The sequence below is a fragment of the Paraburkholderia phenoliruptrix genome (genome assembly GCF_019511605.1).
Classification (GTDB): Bacteria; Pseudomonadota; Gammaproteobacteria; order Burkholderiales; family Burkholderiaceae; genus Paraburkholderia; species Paraburkholderia phenoliruptrix_A.
Genome location: NZ_JAEUAV010000026.1, coordinates 83198 through 106083 on the forward strand (window position 1 = coordinate 83198; position 22886 = coordinate 106083).

A 22886-nucleotide genomic window follows, 5' to 3' on the forward strand; every position below is an offset into this window, starting at 1 on the left:
CAAACGTCAACCCGTCGACAAAGTCACCCGCGCCCACAGCTTGTAGACGAAACCGCGCAGTTCGCTGGAGCCATGCAGCGAGAGGCCGAGGTTCGCGCAGGCCAGCACCAGCGCCGCGGTAATCTGCGAGGTGAGGGTGTTGACCGATTCGGCAAGCGCGAGCGCGACCAGCAGAAAGCCGAGGTGCACGGTCATGTTGCGCACAATAGACCCCACATGCAACCGCGCAAAGTAAAGCAGCATGCCGTAGTCGAACAGGCCCTTGAGCACGACCACAACCGCGGCACCCATAATGCCGAACCAGTGAATGCCGCACCACAGCCCGCCGGCAAATACCGGCAACTGCGCCCAGCTCACCACGGCAATCGACGCGGGCCTCGTCTGCGCCTGGATCAGAATGCCGAGAATGCCCGCCTGGCCGCCTAGCCACACGGCGAGTATCAACACGCACGCAACGGGCGCCGCGGCTGCCACGGTCGGCCCGAGCCACAGCTGCAGAAAGGGTTTCAACGCAAACATCGCGACTATCAGACACGGCGTGAAGGCGCCGTTCAGGAAGGCGAGCGCGCTGCGCGCAATCGCGTCGGCGTCTGCGCGCGACACCGCGGAAAGACGTGGAAACAGCGTGCGCACCATCGCGACAGGCAGCAGGTTCAGGCGCGTTATCAGATTCTGCGGCGTCGCATAGTAAGTCACGAAGCGCGCGCCAAGCAGCGCTCCGACCAGCACACGGTCGAGCGTCGACGCGATCATGCCGGCGCCGGAAAAGAGCAGCAGCCAGCGGCCGTAACGGAACAGTTCGACCATCACATGCCATTGCGGCAGGCGCACGCGGCGAATGCCGATTGCGCGAAACGCCGCCGCGCCGAGCATCAGACCGGCGAGAAGCCGCGCGAGCACGGCGGCAGGAATGACCACGGCGAGCGAGGGCGAGAAGCAGAAAATGGCGGCGAGGGGCAGCAACTGGAAGAGCGCCGTGCCGAGCGTCTGGTTGATATTGAAGCTCGCAAAGCGTTCCACTCCGTTGATTGCGCCAGCAAAAACCCACGACACGTTGGCAATGGGCACGGCCACCGCTATCCACGGCAGGCTGGCCATTACCTCGCGCTGAAACTCGGGCTCGATCTTCACGCCATGCGTGATATAGACGACAGTGCCCGCATAAATAATGAGCCCGCCGATTATGCCCGTGCCGAGATTCATGAACCACGCGCTCCAGAAAATGCGCTCAAGCGAGTCGTCGGCGGCGGCGCGTGCGCGCGAGATCTGGTTCTCGGTCGCGAGGCTCGTGCCGAGATCAAGCACGCTGAAGTAGCCGATCAGTGTCCAGACCAGATTGATGACGCCATAGCGCTCGACACCCATCAGATGAATATAGGCCGGCACGGTGACGAGGGAAATGAAGGTCGGTGCAATCGCTCCCGCAAAGTTGATGACGATGTTCCTGACGATACTTCTTTCCATGGTGGCGCTGTCCGGCGGAAATGTCGTGCAATGGTGTGGTTCGTGCAGGGCGCTGTCGGTGCGCGGCCGCACCCCCGAGCGCGCCCGTCACGCTGGCATGCGCTCGTCGCAGGCACTCGATAGTGCGCGCATGTGCCGTTTGCCTGTGTGGGAGGCCGTACAGATAGGCGTTATCCGCCGCGGTTAAATGACATCGACCGCATGGCGGCCGGGCAACGCGCATCGCGAGGACAGCGTGACTGAATCGAACGGACTGAACGCGCAGCTCATTTCGATCTGCATTCCAACCTGTAACCGGCCGCATCTGATCGAAGAGGCGATGCGCAGCTGCGAGGCGCAGACTTACGGTGAGCTCGAAATCGTGATCGGCGACGATTCGAGCGACGAGCGCACCGAGCAGGTCGTCAAACGCTGTCGCGTGGGTGCGAAACACCCGGTTCGCTACGAGCGCAATCTGCCCCGGCTCGGCCAGGCGAGCAACGTCAACCGGCTGTTTGCGCGTGCGCGCGGCGCGCGGCTCGTGCTGCTGCACGACGACGATCTGCTGGAGCCGCATGCGCTCGCCACGCTCGCTGCCTGCTGGCAGGCTCATCCGGACCTGACCGCCGCATTCGGCAAGCAGCGCGTGATCGCCGACGACGGCACGCCGCGGGCGGACGCCACTGCGCGGCTCAATCGCGACTACCGCCGCGTGCCAGAGCGCGCGGGAAGGCTTGCGGTGCCCGCGCTCGCGGGCATCGATCAGATGTTCCCGAACAACGGCTACCTCGTGGATACGCTGGCGGCGCGGCGCATCGGTTATCGGCTCGCCGCGCAAGTGGGCGAGGCGTGCGACTTCGATTTCGGCCTGCGGCTGTGCGTGGCGGCCGCGGGCGTGTGCTTCGTCGATGAATTTGTTTCGGTTTCGCGCGAAACCGCCCTGTCGATTTCGACGCATGCGCTGCCCGCGATGCACGCGTTCGCCCAACTATGTGAGAGCGACGTTCCGGCCGCCGCGCGGGCCGCGCGCGACGATGCGCTGCGCCGCGTCGCGCCGCGCGCCGCTTCCGCCTATGCGCGGGCAGGGGAGGCGCGCGCCGCGTGGCGCGTGCTGTTGTCGAAGCACTACGCGTTGCGCGACCGGCTGCGCGCGCGCTTTCTTTATCACGTCTTGCTTGCCACGCGCTCGACGCTTGCGCCGCGCACCCCACCCGGCGGCTGAGCGCGGCGTCGCGGTGCGGCGCTGCGCCGGACGGTTGCGCACGTATGTGCCGAAGACTATGTGGCGGGGCGTACAGAGGCAGGAGGTGCGCTTTGCTCTAATGCCTTAAAGAAGACTTGTGAGGAGCGTAGCGTGAGGCCAGTAGTCTTCGATGGCCAGTTCGGCTGGTTGCATCCGGCAGCCGGGCCGCATGGCGTGGTGCTCTGCCATGCATTCGGCTACGACGCGCTTTGCACCTATCGCGGCATGCGGCGGCTCGCCGAGGGCCTCGCCGAGCGCGGCATCGCGGTGCTACGCTTCGACTATCCTGGCACCGGCGACTCGGCAGGCGACGTGAGCGAGCCGGGCCGCTGGCGCGCGTGGATCGACAGCATCAGGCAGGCGGTGGCGCTGCTGCGGCAGGCAACGGGCGTCGAGCGCGTGAGCTTGTGCGGTTTGCGGCTTGGCGCCACGCTTGCTGCGCTCGCGGCTCAGGAATTGGGCGATGTGGACGGCCTCGTGTTGCTCTCGCCGGTGCTTTCGGGCAAGAACTATCAGCGCGAGCTGCGCGCAGGCTACCGTCAGTGGCTTTCCATGCCGGCTGCAATGGATTGCCTGCCCGAGCCCGACACCGACGAGTTCGTCGAGGCCTACGGCTTTCGCCTCTATCGCGACACGCTCGACAGTCTGCGCGCCGTCGATCTGCGCCGCGATGCGCCGGCGCCCGCGAAGCGCGTGCTGATACTCGATTCGCTCGACACATCACGCGTCGATGCGCTTGCGGCGCATTATCGCGAGCAGGGCATTGAAACCGAGCGCCGCGGCTTCGACGAGTACAGCAAGTTCATGATGGAATCGCTCGACAGCGAGATTCCGCGCGCGGCGTTCGAGTCGGTCGGCAACTGGCTTGCAGCGCGAGCCGATGAGGTTGCCGCGGTTGCGCTGCAGCGCGCCGCCGCCATCACTGACTCTGACGAGCCGCTCGCCCATGCAGTCGAAGCAGGCGTGATCGAAACGCCAGTGTGGCTCGACGGCGGCAGAATGTTCGGCATCTACTGCGCGCCTGGTGCACAGGGCGAGGCGGCACGTGGCGCGCTCCCGCCCGCAGTGCTGATGGTCAACACGGGCGCCGTGTCGAGAATCGGCAACGCGCGGCTTGGCGTGCGCTTCGCGCGGCGTCTCGCGCGCCAGGGCGTGGCCTCGCTGCGCGTCGATCTTCGCGGCTTGGGCGACAGCCAGCCTTCGCTCGACATGGTCACGCTCGATGCGCTCTACGCCCAGGACGGTGCCGACGACACCGCGTGCGCGGCCCGCTGGCTCGCGGCACGCGGCCATGCCGGCGTGGTGCTGCTCGGCATCTGCGCGGGCGCTTATGTCGGTCTGTATGCGGCGTCGCGCGAATCCGCGGTCACCGGCGCGGTGCTCGTCAATCTGCAGAAATTCACGTGGCGCAATATCTGCGACGAACGCGGCAAGCCGACCGTGCGCGTAGCGGCGATCGGTTCGACGCGCAGTTATCTGCGCTCCCTCTGCGAGCCGCGCAAATGGCTGCGTGTGGTGAAAGGGCAGACGGGCGGCTGGCCCGTCGCACGTGAACTGGCCGCCCGTTTTGCGTCGCGTACGTGCGCGACGCTTGCCGATCGCATCGAGCGCGTCAGCGGACTCGAGTTGGGCGCGAGCGAAGAGCGGCGTCCATTCGCGGCGCTCAATGCGCGCGGCGTGCAGACGCGGCTGCTGTACGGCGTGCTCGACGACGGCGTGGAGGAGCTTGAAAAATATTTCGGAATCCGTGGCGCTCGTTTGCAGCGTCTGCGCTGCGTGCGCGTCGCGTTTTGCAAGCACACCGATCATGCGATTCTGTCCGCCGGCGCGCAGGAGAACGTGATGTCGTATGTCGAGGGCTTCTATCGGAGTCAGTTCGGCGGACGGCTCGGCGCCGCGGCAAGCGACGCGGGTGGCTCGGCTGCGCAAGAACGCGGCGGCCGCCGGGCGCGCGTCGCGCAATGGCTCGCGAGGCACGCGCGCGCGTTTCGGTTATCCGGGGAAGGGTGATGGCTTTGCGGCGCCGGGTATTGCGCATCGCGTGGACCTGCGTGCCGTCGCACTTTGCCTGCCAGCGCGCCGGCGGCGAGGCGATCTTCGTCCATGCACGGCGCGCTTTCTTTGCGTCGGAGGCGTGCTGTGAATAGTCAATCGGAGCTGGACCGCATTAATCGCGTGGCGTGGAATTCGCGCGACGCGGCGCGCGTTTTCACGGCCGACAAGACGTTCTCCGATGCAGGGGAGGAGGCCGCCCTGAAGTGGCTCGCGCCGCGCTGTTCGCAAGCGCCGCTGCTCGATATTGGCATAGGCACCGGCCGCACCATTCCTCTGATGCTCGCCATCTCCAACGACTACACCGGCGTGGACTACACGCCGAAGCTGCTGCAGATGGCGAAATCGCGTTATCCGGGCCGCGACTTGCGGTATATGGATGCGCGCGACATGTCGGAGCTGCCCTCCGATCACTATGGGCTCGCCGCGTTCAGCTGGAACGGCATTGACTGTGTCGACTACGGCGACCGCGTGAAGATTCTTGAGGAGATGTATCGCGTGGTGCGCCCGGGCGGCTACGTGTTCTTCTCGTCGCACAACCGCGGCGGCCCCGGCTATCGCGAGAACATCTGGCAACTGTTGCCGCAGTTCACCTTCAATCCGCTCAAGCTCGGCTGGCGCACGCTGCGTTCAATGCGCCGCTTTCAGCTCGGCACGCTGAACTACGTGCGCAACATCAAGCTTAACCGCGACTACGGCGGCTACGCGGTCAAGACCGCGGCGGCTCACAACTTCGGCATTGTGATCGTCTACACGACGCTTGGCGAACAGCGCCGGCAACTGGCGCAGATCGGGTTGCAATGCGACGCGGTGTTCGATAGTTGCACAGGCAACCGTATTGCGGACGACGTCGAGGAGAGCGACGCGTGGTGGTTCCACTTCATCGCGCACAAGCCGCTTGCTGCGTATCGCTTTGACGGGGAGAGCGGCCATGCACGCTCAGGCACGGCGGATTGACGAGCCCGAGGCAGCCGGCTTCGACGAGCGGCGCTTTCGCCATGCGCTCGGTCGTTTTGCGACTGGCGTGGTCGTGATCTCGACGGGCAGCGGCGAGCGCCTGCATGCGATGACCGCCAACGCGTTCATGTCTGGCTCGCTCAGGCCGCCGCTTATCGTCGTGTCGGTCGGGCAGCGGGCGCGCATGCACGAGCGGCTGATGGCGAGCGCGCTCTTTGGTGTCAGCGTGCTGTCGGACGCGCAGGAAGCGTACAGCCGCCACTTTGCGGGCGAAGCGCAGAGCGCGCTCGCGCCGGACCTGGCGCCGCCCTTTACCGCGCATTTTGCGCCCGTCGACGGACTCGCTGACGTGGTGTTGCTCGAACACGCGGCCGCACGTTTCGCCGCCCGTGTGGTGGATCGGCATCCTTGCGGCGACCACACGTTGTTCGTCGGCGAGGTGCTGGTGTTCTCGCTGGACGAGCATGCGCCGCTGCTGTTCTTCGGTGGCCGCTATGCGTCGCTCGAGGCAGCACGCGGTGCAGCGTCCTCGGGTGCAGGCCCGGCTCTTGCGGCAACAAATGGTTAACCGGCGCCTTGTTCCGTTCAGACAATTTCACGTACTACGTGCGTCTTCGCACGATGCAAACTCAGCGCGACAGGCATGCTTGAGACGCAAGCTTATGGCCGGTGACGACTCTACACGTTACACGGACGAAACAATTCTTCAGAGGGATAACCCTGTCAGGAAGTGTCCCAACTGGCGCAACGCTTTCGAAGCTAGCAACGTATCGTGAATGTGCGCGACGAGAAGATAAAACACACAAAACGGCGGTTTATCAACAGGCTACGCGGGGGCGAACACCGCTTCGGGGAGAGGGTCATGGAACAGGCAAACAAGGATCGATCGCTGGTGAGCAAGGTGATGGACGGGCTCGTCACAGGGATCGTCGAGGAGAAATACGGCGCGATATTGCCGCCGCAGGACGTGCTGTCCAAAGAGTTCGACGTGAGCCGCACCGTCATGCGCGAGGCGCTTTCGATGCTGCTCGCGCGCGACATGCTCGACGTGCGCCCCAAGATCGGCACCCGCATCCGGCCGATGAGCGACTGGCGCATGATCGACGAGGACGTCGTGAACTGGCGTTTTCGCGCCAAGCCCGATCCGCTGTTCCTGCGCGACGTCATAGAGTTTCGCATTCTGATCGAACCGCGTGCGTCGGCTCAGGCCGCTTTGCGCGGCAGCGCAGCGGATATTGCGGCCGTGCGCGATGCGTTCGAGGCGTTCCGCGTGATCCGCCCCGAGGAGCCCGGCTATCAGGAAGCCGACGAACTGTTCCATACGCGCATTGTCGTTGCGAGCGGCAACCAGTTTTTCAAGCAGATGGCGGCGATCATTCGCGGCGCGCTGTCGACCGGCAATCCGATCGCCAACGCGCGCGAGGGCATGTGGGAATCGGCGGTGAACTCGCATCGGCGCGTGGTCGAGGCAATCGAACGGCGCGATCCGAAAGAAGCCGAGCTCGCTTCGATGGCGATGATCGACTATACGACCGAAGAGATCGCCGGCAGCTTCGCTGGTGCGCCGCCGATTCCTCCCGCGCGCGGTTAAGGCGTAGCTGAGGCGCTCCTGCGAGCGAAGGGGCGCAGCGGCGGTCCGCTTTGCCCCTTTCTGCGTTCCTGTGACAGCTTGTGGGTTGCGCGACTGCGTCGCGGTCGTCACACGCACCACGCGGCGCGTTCAGGTCAACGGCGCACTTACCCGACACGTGACGTGCTCGCGCGAACGGCGCACGCGGCCCGCATGACGCTCACATGCGCGACAATGGCGGCTTTCGTTAACCGCAGGGACGCCGTGTGATCGTGACAACCGCCAACCTCACTGCCAGCACCACTGCCACCCCAATCGTCGGCGCAACCATTGGAGAGCGCACCGGAGAGACCACCGGCGCAAATGCCGCACAAACCGCACAGGCCGCACAAACCACACAGGCTACACAGGCTACACAGGCTACACAGGCAAGCGCATCAGCCGCCACAACCCCCTCCACCTCGTCCACCCAGCAAGCCGGGCCGGAAGGCCCGATCCGCTGGGGCATTGTCGGCGCCGGCCGCATAGCGCGCCGCTTCGCGCAGGGCCTCGCCTATGTGCCCGACGCGCGGCTCGCCGCGCTATGGTCGCGGCGGCCAGAGCCCACCCAGGCCTTTGCCGACGAGTTCGGCGCGCAGCGTGCCGAGAGCTTCGACGCATTGCTGGCAAGCGGTATCGACGCGCTCTACATCGCCACCGTGCAGGACAGCCACGCGGATTACGCGGTTGCCGCTTTGCAAGCCGGTCTGCACGTACTTTGCGAAAAGCCTGCGACCATCAACAGAGCGCAACTGGAACGCGTACTCGACGCCGCGCGCGGCGCGCGACGGCTCTTCATGGAGGCGATGAAGCCGCCGTTCTATCCGTTGTACAGAAAGTTGCGCGCACATCTAGATGCCGACCCGATCGGCGAAACGGGGCTGGTGCGCGCCGGTTGCTCGGTTCCCGGCGTGCCCGACGATCACCCGTCGCTGTCGTTCGAGCATGCGGGCGGCGCGTTGCTCGATATCGGCATCTACGAAATGTTTCTTGCCGTGGACTGGCTCGGCGCGCCGCTCGACGTGCAAACGCTGGGACGTCTCGGGCCGACCGGCGTCGATACGTTTGCAAGCCTCAACAGCCGGCACGAGCGCGGCATCGCGCAACTGTTCTGCGGCCTGGACCTGCACGGCAAGGGCGACGCACTGCTGATGGCAAAGGGCGGCCACGTGACGATTCATGAGCCGTGGTGGAACCCGTCGCGCGCAACGATCCGTTACGCGGACGGCCGTGTGGTCGAACTGGATGAGCCGTTCGAAGGAGGGGGCCTGAACTATGAGACCGCGCATTTCTGCGAGCTGATTCGCGCTGGACAACTCGAAAGCCCGCTAATGCCGCATAGCAAGTCGTTGCAGATGATCGCGATGGCCGACGCTGCGCGCGCGGCGCTGGGGCTCAGGTTCGCGGGTGAATGAGTGGCGTGAATGAGCCGTGCAAATCAGCGGTGTAAATCAGCGGTGTAAATGCAGCGGTGTAAATGCAGCGGCTGAATGAGCGCCGCCGCGTTCGATCCGCATGAGCGGCACCGCGCTCAATCAGACTGGGCGCCGTCGCGTTGAATGACCGCGAGCGTCGCCGCATTCACTAACGGCTAAGCGCTTTCGCGCGGCGCACATGGCGCGGCTCGCGTTGCCTGGGCTGCGGAGCCGATTCTGCCGCCCGCGAGTTCAGTGCCGCGAAGGCAATGCGAGACGCCGCTCGTACCAGCGTTGCAGCAGCTCCAGTATCTGGCAAAGTACCCAGTAGACGGCCGCGGCTGCGAGATAAAGAGGCAACGGCTGATAGGTCGACGCGATGATCTCCTGCGCGCTGCGCAGCAGTTCCGTCACGGTAATGACCGACACGAGCGACGTGTCCTTGATGAGGCTGATGAGGCTGTTCGACAGACTCGGTACGGCGATGCGCAGCGCCTGCGGCGCGATTACGTAGCGCAGCGTCTGGCGCCGCGAAAGTCCGAGGCTGTAGGCGGCGAGCCATTGTCCCTGGTGTATGCCGAGAATCGCGCCGCGCATGCTCTCCGACAGATACGCAGCCACGTTCGCCGACAATGCGATCACGCCGGCTGGCGTCGGCTCCAGCGAAATGCCGAAACTCGGCAGGCCGTAGTAGATCACGAAAATCTGCACGAGAAGCGGCGTGCCGCGCATCACGCTCACATAGATGCGAGCGAGCCGGTTCAGGGTGCGGCTGTGGCTCACACCCATCAGCGCGAGCACGGCGCCCGCGATCAGGCCGAAGAACATCGACAGAACGGCGAACTTGACCGTCAGGACGGCGCCCTGCGCGAGCACGGGCAGCGATTCGACGAGCAGGGAAGTGGTGGACATGAGCGGTGCTCGGGTTGGCGCGCAAGGCGCACAGTGTCAGTGAGAGCGCGTGCTGCAACAGTGCGAAGGGCGGCGTTCGAGACGTGCCACCCTTCGTTTTACCGCGAGCCGCTTATTTGAGCGGCTTGCTCACGTCGATACCGAACCACTTGTCCGAGATCTTCGCGAACGTGCCGTCGGCTTCGAGCTGCGTCATTGCGTCGTCGATTGCCTTGGCGAATTTCGGATTGTTCTTTTTGAACGGAATGCCCGACGGGTTGCCCGCGCCGACGTTCGCGCCGGTGCGCAGCGGCAACTGCGAGTTCTTCAGCAGATAGGCGAGCATCAGGCGGTCGTTGAGCGCCGCGTCGAGACGGCCGGCCGCCAGATCGCGCAGATATTCGGGGGCGCCCGGGTAGGTCTTCACGTCGATGCCCGGCACGGACTTCGCCATGTCCATGTAGTTGGTGCCGAGGCCGACGCCGAGCTTCTTGCCCTTCAGATCGTCGAGCGACTTGAACTGGCGCGTGTCGTCCTTACGCTGGATCAACTGCGCGGCGGAATACGTATAGGCCGGCGAAAAGTCGAGCGCCTGCTTGCGCGCGTCCGTTATGCCCACCTGGTTGACGATCACGTCAAACTTGCCGGCCTGCAAGCCGGCGATGATGCCGCTCCATTCGGTCGTGATGAATTCGGGCTTCACGCCGAGCCTCGCGGCGACCGCCTTGGCGATGTCGACGTCGTAGCCGACCAGTTCGCCCGACGGCGCTTTGGAGTTAAACGGAGGGAAGGTGCCTTCCAGGCCGACGCGCAGGGTGCCGCGCTGCTTGACCTGGTCCAGCAGGTCTTCGGCATGAGCCGCGACTGCGGTGAACGAAGCGCCGATCAGAGCGACGGCGAAAAGCTTTTTCAACAAGCGAAGTTGCATCGTGGTCCTTTTTTGTTGGTGTGTGCTATAGCGGACGAAAGCTTAACAAAGCAGACTGTCCGCCGCTAAATACCGATTGCTCATGTCTGTATGACGTGGGTCGCACGTTGCTGGCCGTGAGCGGCATGAGGCCGCAGCGAGCTCAGCGTAAGGTCAACATGAGTGCAGAGTCGGGCCAGCATGCGGCTCGCACCTGTCTTGCTCTGAAGCTGCACGCGGCCCGCACGTGACCGCACGTGAGCGCACGAATCCGGCGGAAGCCCGCACCGGGCCCGCACCGAGCCTGCATACGGTTCGCACTAGGCCCGCACCTCGCGCCGTGCGGCGAGCCCGCTCGAGCGCCGCCTGCGCGCGCCATACGGCCCGGCTAGCGCAGCGCCTGCACGCATTCGCCGATAAGCGCCGGTCCGCGATAGATGAAGCCGGTGTATAGCTGCACGAGCGAAGCGCCCGCGGCGAGCTTGGCGCGCGCGTCGTCGCCGGAAAAGATGCCGCCCACGCCGATAATGGGCACCGTCTCGCCCACTTCCGCGCGCAGCTTGCGGATCACTTCGTTCGACGCGTCGAACACCGGCTTGCCCGACAGACCGCCGGCTTCGTCGCCGTATTGCATGCCCGCGACGGCGGTGCGCGAGAGCGTGGTGTTGGTCGCGATCACGCCTTCGAAGCGGTGACGCAGCAAGGTGTCGGCGATCGACCTGATCTGCTCGTCGTCGAGGTCGGGGGCGATCTTCAACGCGAGCGGCACGAGCTTGCCGTGCATGTCCGCGAGGCGCTGCTGCTTGTCCTTGAGGGCCGCGAGCAGTGCATCCAGTTCGTCCGCGCCTTGCAGTTGGCGCAGGTTCTTTGTATTCGGCGACGAGATGTTGACCGTCACGTAACTCGCGAACGGATAGACCCGCTCGAGGCAGTAGAGGTAGTCGTCGGCGGCGCGCTCGATCGGGGTGTCGGCGTTCTTGCCGATGTTCAGGCCGAGAATGCCGCGATAGCGCGCGGCCTGCACGTTCTTCACGAACTGGTCGACGCCCGCATTGTTGAACCCCATGCGGTTGATCACGGCTTGCGCCTGCGGCAGCCGGAACATGCGTGGGCGCGGGTTGCCCGGCTGCGCGCGCGGCGTGACCGTGCCCACTTCGATAAAGCCGAAGCCGAGCGCGGCAAGGCCGTCGATTGCGGCGCCGTCCTTGTCGAGGCCCGCGGCAAGCCCCACCGGATTGCGGAACGTCAGCCCCATGACCGTGCGCGGCGCGTCCGGCACCCGCGCGGCGAGCGCGCCCGCGAGGCCGGTGCGCCCGGCCGCGCCGAGCGCACGCAAGGTCAGGTGATGAGCGTCTTCCGCGTCCATGCGAAAGAGTTGGGCGCGTATGAGCGGATAGAGGGAACTGAACACGGGACGAAGCCGGGCGGCCGAAAAATGGGAACCCGCTATTTTACCGGCTTTGCGCTTTCAATGAGATAGGGCGGAAGAACGACGTGGCAGGCGCTCACGGCCGCGGCGGCCCGCCGCGCTTGCCCTGCAAGCCCGCGCCATGCGGCGCGAGGTCGACGCAGGCGGGATCGAGCACGCGCCACACGCCGTCGATCAGGCCTTCGAGCGGCCGGAAATTGGCCTTGTAGGCCATTTTCGGACTTTCGCGGATCCAGTAGCCGAGGTACACATACGGCAGCTTCAGGCTCCTTGCCTGCTCGATCTGCCAATAGATGTTGTAGGTGCCGAAGCTCGTATGCGGCAGTCCCGGCTCGAAGAACGTGTACACGGACGAAAGCCCGTCGCCGAGTATGTCGATCATGCTGATCATGCGCAGCACGCCGGGCGAATCGGGACGCTCCGGCAGCGGCTCGCGGAATTCGACCAGCCGCGAATTGATCCGGCTTTGCAGCAGGAACTGCTCGTATTGATCGCGGCTGTCACGGTCCATGCCGCCGCCCGCATGCCGCGCGGACTGATAGCGCATGTAGAGCGCGTAGTGCTCTTCGTCGTAGTGAAGCGGCGCGACCGTTGCGATCATGTCGCCGTGTTTTTTCCACACGCGACGCTGGGTGCGGTTGGGTTCGAAGCGCTCCACCGGCACGCGCACCGGCACACAGGCACGGCAGCCGTCGCAGTACGGCCGGTAGGTGAATACGCCCGAACGCCGGAAGCCGGCCTTGACGAGATCCGTATAGACGTCCGAGTTGATCAGGTGACTGGGCGTGGCGACCTGCGAACGCGCGATACGCCCGTCCAGATAACTGCAGGGGTAGGGCGCCGTTGCATAAAATTGCAGCGCCGAAAGCGGAGAAAGAGGCAGCTCGTTGGGATGAGTCACGTTGGCAGCTCTCAAAGCGTCTCTGGTAATGCAAACCCGGTGCGCGTTGCGGCTAGCTCGTCGATCCGCGCGTGGCGATGAACGGATCCGGATTCGGCCTGATTCTTCCTACGCCGCTCGCGCGAGCACATCGAGCAACACGGTCTTGTCGAAGCGCCAGGGAATGGGCGGTGCGTCGACCGACGCGCGAACATGCGCGATGAACGCCTTGCGCGCTATCTCGCGACCGCCGAGCGACGCCAGATGCGACGTGTTCTGCTGGCAGTCTATCATTTCTATTTCATGACGGCGCAAGTGCCCGACAAGCGCGGCCAGCGCCATTTTCGAGGCATCCGTCACGTTCGCGAACATGGATTCGCCGAAGAACATCTTGCCGAGCGAGACGCCATACAAGCCGCCCACGCGCTCGCCCTCGAACCATGTTTCGATGCTATGCGCATCGCCCATGCGATGCAGCGACGAGTACGCGTCGACCACGTCGGCAGTGATCCACGTGCCGCGTTGGCCGCGGCGCGGCGCCTGTGCGCAGGCGCGCATCACGGCGGGAAAATCCTGATCGACGCGGATCTCCCACGCGTCTTCGCGCAACACGCGCTTGAGCGTCTTGCGCAGCGACGGCGAGACCTTGAACTCCGCGGGACGCAGGATCATGCGCGGATCGGGGCTCCACCACAGCACGGGCTGGCCGTCCGAGTACCAGGGAAAAATGCCGTGCCGATAGGCGTCGATCAGCCGTGACGGCAGCAGGTCGCCGCTCGCGGCGAGCAGTCCGGGAGCGCCGCTTGCCGCGCCGAGCGCGCGCTCGACGGGCGGAAACGGATCGTCGGGTCCGAGGCAGGGAACCATGCAGGGCGCTCAGCCTTCGCGCAGCGAGCGGAAGATGTCGCCGGTGTGCAGACCGAAACTGCCGGCCGCGCGGTCGGCGAAAAAGAAACGCAGCGTTTGCCCGACGGTGGGAAACGCAATCTCGTCCCACGGAATGTCGCGTTCCTCGAAGAGCTTCACTTCGAGACTTTCCTCGCCCGCGGCAATGTCCAGATCGAGCAGGCGCGCCATGTAGAAGAGATGCACCTGGTGCACGTGCGGCACGTTCAGCAGGGAGAAGAGGCTTTGCACCTCGACACGCGCGCCGGCTTCCTCGAGCGTTTCGCGCGACGCGGCCTCGGCGGTGGTCTCGCCCATTTCCATGAAGCCCGCGGGCAGCGTCCAGTAGCCATAGCGCGGTTCGATCGCGCGACGGCACAGCAGCACCTTGTCGTCCCAGACCGGAACGGTGCCGACCACGTTGCGCGGATTCTGATAGTGCACCGTGCCGCAACTGCCGCATACGAAGCGCTCGCGGTTGTCGCCCGGCGGAATGCTCAGGCTGACGCCGTGGCCGCAGACAGAACAGAATTTCATAGGAAGGGGACGAGAAAGAGTGCTAGGAGTTTATCACTGGGGCGGCGTCGTTTTCGTGGCGCGTGGGAAGGGCAAGCGCTGGTGAGGTTGGGGGGGCGTCAGGCGGCGGGAGAGTGGGGCGTCGAGTTGGCCGGGAGTGGGCTGGAAGTTGGCCGCCGACCCGCGGTTATCGCCCGGCGACGTCACGGGCTGCACTCGATAGACGTGCCAGCGCGACGACCGTGCCGCCAGGCAACGGCTCGCGCAGGTGTCTTACGGGCTGAGTTGTCTCGTGCCACGCCTCGTGCCCCTCGGCCCGCTGTACTCCGAGCTTCTGTTCCCCCCGTGGCCGAACGCCCGTACATGCGATTCACGCCCGCAACATAGTAGGAGGAATCCGAAAGACGCGTGCTTGACGATTCTTTACACACTTTTTGGACCCGCCCGGAAAAAATGACGGATTGTTTGCAGCGGGTTTGGGTGGATGAATCGTTTTTACCGGTTGGTTTATAGTCGGTCACGCAAGATGCTAGTCGCCGTGGGGGAGACGGCTGCGGCAGCAGGGACAACCGGAGAGACGCGCGCCACGCGACGCGCGTCGGCCGGGCCGGGAATCGACCTGTCATTGCGCCGCCTCCTGCCGGCCGCGCTGCTGGCACTGCCGCCGATGCTCGCGTTCGCGCAAATAGTTGCCGGCGGCCCACACGCGCCGAATGTGATCCAGACGCAAAACGGTATCGACCAGGTCAACATCAACCGTGCTTCGGGTGCAGGAGTTTCGGTCAATAGCTACAGCCGCTTCGACGTGCAGTCGCGCGGCGCGATCCTGAACAATTCCCCCTCGATTGTGCAGTCACAGCAAGGCGGCATGATCAATGGCAATCCGAACTTTGGGCCAGGCGCTGCCGCGAAGGTTATCGTCAACCAGGTCAACAGTCCGACCGCCTCGCAACTGAACGGCTACGTCGAGGTCGCAGGCCAGAGAGCCGAAGTGATCCTCGCGAACGCTTCGGGCATTTCCATCAACGGCGGCGGCTTCATCAATACGAGCAGGGCCATCGTGACGACGGGCACGCCGACTTACGCGGCGGACGGTTCGGTCTCTGGATTCAACGTGACGGGCGGCAGCATCGCGATCAATGGCGCGGGCATGAACGCATCCAACGTGGATCAGGTGGACTTGCTGGCCCGCGCTGTTCAGGCCAACGCGGCGATCTACGCCAAAAACCTGAACGTCGTCACGGGCGCGAACAGCATCGACCACAACACACTTGCGGCAACGCCGATTGCCGGCGAGGGTGCCGCGCCGGGCGTGTCCATCGACGTGAGCAATCTGGGCGGCATGTACGCGAATCGCATCGTCCTGGTGGGCACGGAGGCAGGCGTTGGGGTGTCGCTCAAAGGCGTGGTGGCAGCGAATGCCGGCGATCTGCTGCTTCAGTCGAACGGCCGGCTCGTGCTTGCAGGCACGCAGAACGCAAGCGGCAATATCAGCGCAAGCGCGCGCGACGGCATCGACAACAGCGGCACGACCTACGCGCAGCAGAACGTCAGCCTGAACACGTCCGGCACGCTGACGAACAGCGGCACGGTTGCCGCGCAGCAGAACACGGCGGTCGGCGCGGGCTCGGTCAGCTCAGGCGGCACGCTCGCGGCGGGCGTCAACACCGACGGCTCGCTCGCGCAGGCCGGCGACCTGAACGTAAGCGCATCCGGCAGCATCACTGCGACAGGCCGCAATGCGGCGGGCGGCAATGTGGCCGTCAGCGGCGCAGGGGTGAATCTGGCGGGCAGCAGCACCTCGGCAAAAGGCGCGATGACGCTCGCGGCAAATGGCGGCGACCTCAACCTGTCGGGCGCGACCACGACCGCAGGAACCACCCTCGACGCGCGCGCGAACGGCACGCTCAGCAACGACAACGGGGCGATGGCCTCGGGCGGCGCGCAAACCATCACGGCCGCAGCGCTGTCGAACCGCGCCGCTCAGATCGTGTCGGGCGGCACGCTCACAGAAAGCGTCGCGGGCGCGATGAACAACGTGGGCGGCACGATGCAGGCGACGGGCGCGCTTTCGGCGGCCTCCGGTGCGCTCGACAACACGGGTGGTCATATCGCGTCGCTCGGTTCGAGCGGCGTGAGTGTGACGACCACCGGCCTGCTGAACAACGGCGCGGGCGGCAGCATAGCCGGCAATGGCAATGTCGCCTTGCAGGCTGGACAACTGACCAATGCGGGCTCAATCACTGCGGTCCAGAGCCTGATTGCGTCGGCGGTGCAGGCGCTCTACAACAGCGGCACCTTGGCGGCCAATGCCAACATGACGCTCTCGGCCGGTTCGGTGCTGACCAACGCGGGCCAGACGGCAGCGGGCGGCGCGCTCGTGCTTTCAGCGCCGACATTCGACAACAGCCGCGGCACGGCGAGCGCCAGCCAGTTCACGCTGCACGCAACGAACCTGGTGAATCACGCCGGCAGCATCACGCAAAGCGGTACGGCCACGACGACCGTCGACGTAACCGGCACGCTCGACAATAGCGGCGGTACGCTACAGACCAACGCCGACAGTCTCGCGCTCAGCCCGATGTCAGTCGTGAACGACAGCGGCACGATTGCTGTGGCCGGCACCGGCACGCTTGTAGTGAACAGCAACTCGCTTTCGAACAACGGCGGCACGATTGCGACGAATGGCGCGCTCGACGTGCGCGCGGGCACCGCATCGAATCGCGGCGGCACGCTCGCCGCGCAAACCGCTGCCACGCTGCAGCTCGGCTCACTCGACAACGGGGCGGGCGGTTATGTCGGCGCACGGACCGTATCGTTGACCGACGCAGGAGCCCTGAACAATGCGGGCGGCACCATTCAGGCGAACGGCGCACTGTCCGTCGCCGCGCAGTCCATCGCGAACGATGGCGGCTCGATTGCGAACGGCGGCACAGGCACGACGAGCGTGAGCGCCAACGGCGCGCTGACCAACACGCAGAACGGTCTGATCGGCGGCAATGGCGGCGTAAACGTATCAGGCGGCAGCATTGCGAATGCAGGCGGCACAATCACGGCGGCCGGCACGGCAACCGTGCAGTCCGCTACCACGCTCGATAACCGCGTGGGCCTCATCCATGGTGCGGGCAGCGTCGCCGTTTCGGCGCAGGGCACGATCGACAACACCGGCGGACAGATAGAGGCCGATGCCACCGTGGATAACCCCGAGGCAACGCTCGGAGTCAACGGCGCATCGCTCGATAACACCAACGGGCGCATTGCAAACACAGGCAGCGGCGCGACCTCGATCAGCGCAGCCACTATCGCGAACGCGAACACCGGCGGGGTCGCGGGCGCAGGCACCATCGGCGGCAATGGCGATGTGCTGGTCAACGCGCAGACGCTGTCGAACACGAATGGCGCGCAACTTGTCTCGGGCCATGACCTGACAATGAACGTTGCGCAACGAGTCGACAACAGCAATGCGACGCTCTCGGGCGCAAACAACCTCACGCTTGACGCGCCCGATGCGGCGCTCGTCAACGCGGGCGGCTCGATTCACGGCAACGGTGCGATCACGCTTGGAACCGCCACGCTTGACAACACGAGCGGCCGCATCGGCAACGATACGGGAAGCGGCGGCTCCACTGCCATTGCGACCGGATCGCTCGCGAACCAGAACGGCGCTATTGGCAGCGACCAGGATCTGAGCGTCGTGACGAACCAGCTCACCGGCGAGGGCCGGATCGTCGCGGGTCGTGACGGCGCCGTCACTGTCAACGGCGACTACACGCTCGACGCCGCCACCCAGATCCAGGCGAACCACGATCTGCGCTTTACGAGCGCCGGCACCTTCACGAACCAGGGCACCCTCGGCGCGGTCAACGCGTTGACGGTAAGTGCAGCGAATCTCGATAACCAGGCCGGCGCCGACCTGAATTCGGCCAGCACGACCGTGAATGCGGCGGGCGCGCTCACCAACGCAGGCCGCATCGAAGGCGACAGCGTCACGACCCGCAGCGCCACGCTGGTCAACACGGCAACCATTGTCGGCAACACCGTCACGCTGAATGCAGGTTCCATCGCGAATACGGGCAGCGCAGCAGCGATTGCCGCCGCGTCGCAACTGAACCTTTATGCGTCGGGTGACATCGCGAACAGCGGCGGGGCGAACCTGTTCAGCCTCGGCGACATCAGCATCGCGGCCGACGCCACGCGCGACGCAAACGGACTGCTCGCGAACCGCAGCAACTCGGTCACGAACGACCAGTCGACGATCGAGGCGCAGGGCAACATCGAGATCGCGACGCAGACGCTGACCAACACGCGCCCCGCGCCCACGGTCGAGACGGTCACGACCGACGTGGCTACCGTTCACCAGACGAAGCGCGACAAGTACATGGCGTGCGCCACCGGCAACAGCGACAAGGGCTACTGCACGCAGTCGATGTGGGACAACGGCTACAGCGCGCCGATCACCGCAACCTGGTCGGCCGCGGATATCGTCTCGCAGAGCAGCGGGCCGAATGCCACAGACAGGGCGCTCGTCGTCAACATCAACGGCCAGCCGCGAACCATCTACTACAACACCGCGACGAGCAACGCCGACGGCACCGTCACGGTCAGCTACTGGGACGGCTACGATCCGCACGTCAACTACGTGCCCTCGACGGAGTACGCGACCCGCAGCGACGCCCACAACGGCTATCAGCGCGTCGAGATTGCACGCGATACGACCACCACCACGCAGCAGGACCAGGTGACAGGAGCGCAGGCACAGCAGGCGCAACTCATGGCCGGCGGCAACCTGGTGCTCGCCAACGTCGGCACGCTAAACAACAGCTACAGCGCGATTGGCGCGGGCGGTTCGATGCAGATCGGTAGCGCGCAGGTGGACGGCGATGCAGGCAGCGGCAGCTACGGCGGCACGACGGTGAACAACACCGGGCAGACGCTCTATCAGTACCAGCGTCAGGACATCGTTTCCACCTACGCGTGGAACGAGGACATCAGCCGCGACGTCGGAACGGTGGTTGAGCCGTCCGTCGTGCTGACGCCGGTTGCCATCGGCGGCACGGGCGGCACGATTATCGCCAACCGCGCGGTGCAGATCAGCGCGACGGATGTCAACAACACCAACGTCGCGGCGGCGAATTCGACGACGGGCGCGACGGGCGGCACGCTGGGCGCGAACGGCGCAGTCGGCGGCGTGACGGGCGGCGGCGCGCAGGCCGTGAACCTCGCCACCGGCCAGACCCAGACGGTGAATGCACCACAGTCCGTGGCAGTCGCGAGCGGCGCGCTGAGCATTACGTTGCCAACGGGCGGGCTCTACACCATTCATGCGGCGCCTGGCGCGGCGTATCTGGTGGTCAGCGATCCGCGGCTCACGAGCTACACGAAATTCATCTCCAGCGATTACATGCTGGGTCAGCTCGGGCTCGATCCTTCGAAAGTAATCAAGCGCCTCGGGGATGGCCTGTATGAGGAACAGCTCGTGCGCAACCAGATCACGCAGCTCACGGGCCGGGTCTACCTGCAAGGCTATCAGAGCAACGAGGACGAGTACCGGGCGCTGATGGAAAGCGGCGTGCATGCCGCGCAGGCGTTCGGCCTCGTTCCGGGCATGGCGCTTACAGCGGCGCAGATGGATGCGCTGACGAGCGACATCGTATGGATGGTGAACCAGAGTGTGACCTTGCCGGACGGCACTACGCAGACGGTGCTCGCGCCCGTGGTCTATCTGGCGCATGCACGCGCGAACGACCTGCAGCCGACCGGCGCCTTGATTGCCGCCGACGATGTCGAAATTCACGCGACCGGCAACGCAGCGAACTCGGGCGTCATTCGGGGCGGCACGCAGACGGTGATCAGCGCGACGAACATCGTGAATCGCGGCGGCTCGATTGGTAGTAGCGCAGCCAACGGTACGACGGTGGTCACGGCGGCCAACGATGTGGTCAACGCGTCTGGCCGCATCACCGGTAATCGGGTGGCGGTGCTGGCGGGCCACGATATTGTCAATGAAACACTGGTGGATGCGGCGGGCGTCAGTTCAACGGCCGGCAGGAGCCGGGTCAGTCAGACGCTGGTCGGTGCGCAGGGCACGATTGCATCCACGGGCGACATGGTCATTGCGGCGGGCAACGACCTGCTGGTTCACGGTGCAAATATCGCGGCTGGCGGTAACGCACAGATCGCCGCCGGGCACGATATCAGCGTCGACACGGTGCAGTCGGAGACATCGCAGTCCGTGACGAAGAACGACCAGCACCATTGGGAAGCCACCAGCACGCTCAACCAGACGAGCGGCATCAGTGCAGGCGGCAGCCTCGCGATGCAAAGCGGTAACGACACGACGTTCAAGGGCGCCACGGTCGCGGCAGGCGGCGACATGACCGTGGCGGCGGGCGGCAACCTGACGGCGACCGCAGTCACGAACACGTCGACCTATAACAACGTTGCGGCCGACGACAAAACGCGCAAGCAGGCAGACCGCAGTTATGACGAACAGGCAGTCGGCACGACCTTTACCGCCGGCGGCCGTGGCACGCTTGCCGCGCTCAGTGCAGACCCCGCAAAGGGTAATGTCATCCTCACCGGTTCGTCACTTTCCACGGGAAGCGGCGCGGCGAACATCGCGGCCACCGGCAATGTGAACATCAATGAAGCGCGGGAGGAACACGACAGCTACACGGCAACCGAGTCGAAGCGCGGCAGTGCGTTGCACGGTTCCACCACGAACACGAGTCAGAGCACTCAGGCGAATATCGGCGTCGCCAGTACCGTGTCGGGCGACTCGGTCAACATAACCGCGGGTAAGGATCTGAGCGTGAAAGGCTCGACCGTCGCTGGCACGAACGACGTGAATCTCGCGGCCGGCGGCAATGTGGCTATCACTACCTCGCAGGACACCCTGTCCACGTCGAGCTATTACCAGAAGCACGAATCGGGCTTCGGCACGGGCGGCGGTATCGGCATATCGGTCGGCAGCCAGACACAGACCAACACGGCCGCCACGTCACAGGTGACGAACACGGGCAGCACGGTCGGCTCGATCAACGGCAACCTGAACATCGTCGCGGGCAAGGATCTGCATGTGAGCGGCAGCGACCTGGTTGCGGCGAAGAACCTCACGGGCACCGGCACGAATGTGACCATCGACTCGGCAACCGACAGCTACCATCACGACGAAAAACAGACCGTCAGCAAGAGTGGCTTTACGCTCGCGATCAAGTCGCCGGTCATCGACGCGGTATCGAATACGGTCGGTGAGGCGCATGCGGCAAGTCACAGCAAGGACGACCGCGCGGCGGCCTTGCATGGGATGGCGGCAGCGAGCGGCGCAGCGGATGCGCTCGGCGCGGCTGGCGCGCTAGCGAACGGCGCGGCGCCGGAAGTCAAGGTAGAACTCAGCTACGGCAGCAGCCACAGCGAGAACACCTACTCCGAGGTCAGTGCGACGAATCGCGCCTCGAACGTGACAGCGGGCGGCACGGCGGCATTCGTTGCCACGGGCAACGGTTCAGCCGGCAACGGCGCAGGTAGCGGCAACGTGACGATTGCCGGTTCGAACGTGAAGGCGAACGACGTCATTCTTGCGGCGAGCAACCAGGTCAATCTCGTGAACACGACGGACACGGATGCCACGCGCAGCACGAACCGCTCGAGCAGTGCGAGCGTGGGCGTTTCGTATGGAACGCAGGGCTTCGGCGTATCCGCATCGGCATCGAAGGCGCACGGCAACGCGAATAGCGATACCACCGTGCAGAACAACACGCATGTGAGCGCAGCGAATACCGCGACGATCATCTCCGGCGGCGATACGAACATCATCGGTTCGAATGTCAACGGCCGTCAGGTGAACGCCAATGTGGGCGGCAACCTGAATATCGCGAGCGTGCAGGACACGATGACCAGCAGCGCGCATCAGGAGAGCACGGGCGGCGGCTTCAGCATCAGCCAGGGCGGAGGCAGCGCCAGCTTCAGTCACACGAACGCGAACGCGAGCGGCAGCTACGCGGGCATGAATGAACAGGCTGGTATCCACGCGGGTGATGGTGGATTCGATGTGTCGGTCATTGGTAATACCGATCTGAAGGGGGCGGTGATCGCGAGCGAGGCAGATGCTTCGAAGAACACGCTTTCGACAGGTACGCTCACTTATAGCGATATCCAGAACTCGTCGAGCTATAACGCGCATTCGGGTGGTATCAGCGGCGGCGTGACGACGGGCGATGGTGGGGCGAACTACAGCACGCACGGTCCGGCCTCGACATCGAACGGACCAAACGCGGGCGGCGTCGCGCCGATGCTCAGCCAGAACGATAGCGGCGGCGCCAGCGCAACGACGAAGAGCGGGATCAGCGCGGGCACGATCAGCGTCACAGATGCGGCGAACCAGAAGCAGGACATCGCAAGCCTGAACCGCGACGCCGCGCACACGAGCGGGACAGTGGCGAAATTGCCGGATGTCAATAACCTGCTTGATCGGCAGTCGGACATGATGGCGGCAGCCGGTGCGGCGGGTGAGGCGGTGTCGCGGCGCATTGGCGATTATGCGGATGCGCAGGCTAAAGCAACGGGGGATGCGGCGTGGGATGAGGGTGGGACGGACCGGGTAGCCCTTCACGTCGTGGGCGGAGCACTCATCGGCGGCCTGGGTGGTGGGGGCATAGGA

14 protein-coding genes are annotated in these 22886 nt (G+C 65.1%); 7 read left to right on the forward strand and 7 right to left on the reverse strand.

The window, feature by feature from the left end:
- Positions 1-6: 6 nt before the first annotated feature.
- Entirely contained in the window at positions 7-1464 is a 1458-nt protein-coding gene (locus JNB89_RS25520; protein WP_220364061.1) for an oligosaccharide flippase family protein, read from the reverse strand.
- Positions 1465-1651: 187 nt separating this feature from the next.
- Between JNB89_RS25520 and JNB89_RS25525 the strand changes: the two genes are divergently transcribed.
- From JNB89_RS25525 to JNB89_RS25550, 6 genes are all read left to right on the forward strand, one after another.
- On the forward strand, positions 1652-2665 hold the full coding sequence (locus JNB89_RS25525; RefSeq protein ID WP_135893509.1) for a glycosyltransferase family 2 protein: 1014 nt from the start codon (positions 1652-1654) through the stop codon (positions 2663-2665).
- A 132-nt stretch (positions 2666-2797) separates the two neighbouring features.
- On the forward strand, positions 2798-4696 hold the full coding sequence (locus JNB89_RS25530; protein WP_220364062.1) for an alpha/beta fold hydrolase: 1899 nt from the start codon (positions 2798-2800) through the stop codon (positions 4694-4696).
- Positions 4697-4825: 129 nt separating this feature from the next.
- Positions 4826-5695, forward strand: coding sequence for a class I SAM-dependent methyltransferase (locus JNB89_RS25535; RefSeq protein ID WP_218741503.1), 870 nt, complete (start codon positions 4826-4828; stop codon positions 5693-5695).
- Positions 5670-6263, forward strand: a complete 594-nt coding sequence (locus JNB89_RS25540) for a flavin reductase family protein (RefSeq protein WP_218741502.1) — start codon at positions 5670-5672, stop codon at positions 6261-6263. Before JNB89_RS25535 ends, JNB89_RS25540 begins: the two co-directional genes overlap by 26 nt.
- A gap of 294 nt (positions 6264-6557) precedes the next feature.
- Positions 6558-7286, forward strand: coding sequence for a FadR/GntR family transcriptional regulator (locus tag JNB89_RS25545; RefSeq protein WP_218741501.1), 729 nt, complete (start codon positions 6558-6560; stop codon positions 7284-7286).
- Positions 7287-7759: 473 nt separating this feature from the next.
- Positions 7760-8719 (forward strand): Gfo/Idh/MocA family protein, encoded by a 960-nt coding sequence (locus JNB89_RS25550; protein ID WP_220364067.1) that lies wholly within the window; start codon positions 7760-7762, stop codon positions 8717-8719.
- Positions 8720-8971: 252 nt separating this feature from the next.
- Here JNB89_RS25550 and JNB89_RS25555 read toward each other — a convergent pair whose 3' ends face one another.
- The 6 genes from JNB89_RS25555 to JNB89_RS25580 all read right to left on the reverse strand — a co-directional run bounded on the left by JNB89_RS25555 (position 8972) and on the right by JNB89_RS25580 (position 14248).
- A complete protein-coding gene (locus JNB89_RS25555) occupies positions 8972-9631 on the reverse strand; it encodes an amino acid ABC transporter permease (RefSeq protein ID WP_013339034.1) in 660 nt (219 codons plus the stop codon).
- A 112-nt stretch (positions 9632-9743) separates the two neighbouring features.
- Positions 9744-10538 carry a cystine ABC transporter substrate-binding protein gene (locus JNB89_RS25560; RefSeq protein WP_013339035.1) on the reverse strand — a complete coding sequence of 265 codons (795 nt, stop codon included), beginning with the start codon at positions 10536-10538 and terminating at the stop codon, positions 9744-9746.
- 367 nt (positions 10539-10905) lie between these two features.
- Positions 10906-11928 carry a quinone-dependent dihydroorotate dehydrogenase gene (locus tag JNB89_RS25565; protein WP_135893514.1) on the reverse strand — a complete coding sequence of 341 codons (1023 nt, stop codon included), beginning with the start codon at positions 11926-11928 and terminating at the stop codon, positions 10906-10908.
- A 94-nt stretch (positions 11929-12022) separates the two neighbouring features.
- Entirely contained in the window at positions 12023-12847 is an 825-nt protein-coding gene (locus tag JNB89_RS25570; RefSeq protein ID WP_220364063.1) for an arginyltransferase, read from the reverse strand.
- 108 nt (positions 12848-12955) lie between these two features.
- Positions 12956-13693 (reverse strand): leucyl/phenylalanyl-tRNA--protein transferase, encoded by a 738-nt coding sequence (gene aat, locus JNB89_RS25575; protein WP_220364064.1) that lies wholly within the window; start codon positions 13691-13693, stop codon positions 12956-12958.
- Positions 13694-13702: 9 nt separating this feature from the next.
- A complete protein-coding gene (locus JNB89_RS25580; RefSeq protein WP_013339039.1) occupies positions 13703-14248 on the reverse strand; it encodes an NUDIX hydrolase in 546 nt (181 codons plus the stop codon).
- Positions 14249-14711: 463 nt separating this feature from the next.
- Between JNB89_RS25580 and JNB89_RS25585 the strand changes: the two genes are divergently transcribed.
- Positions 14712-22886, forward strand: an 8175-nt coding sequence (locus JNB89_RS25585; protein ID WP_220364065.1) for a hemagglutinin repeat-containing protein, incomplete at its 3' end; no start/stop codon positions are given.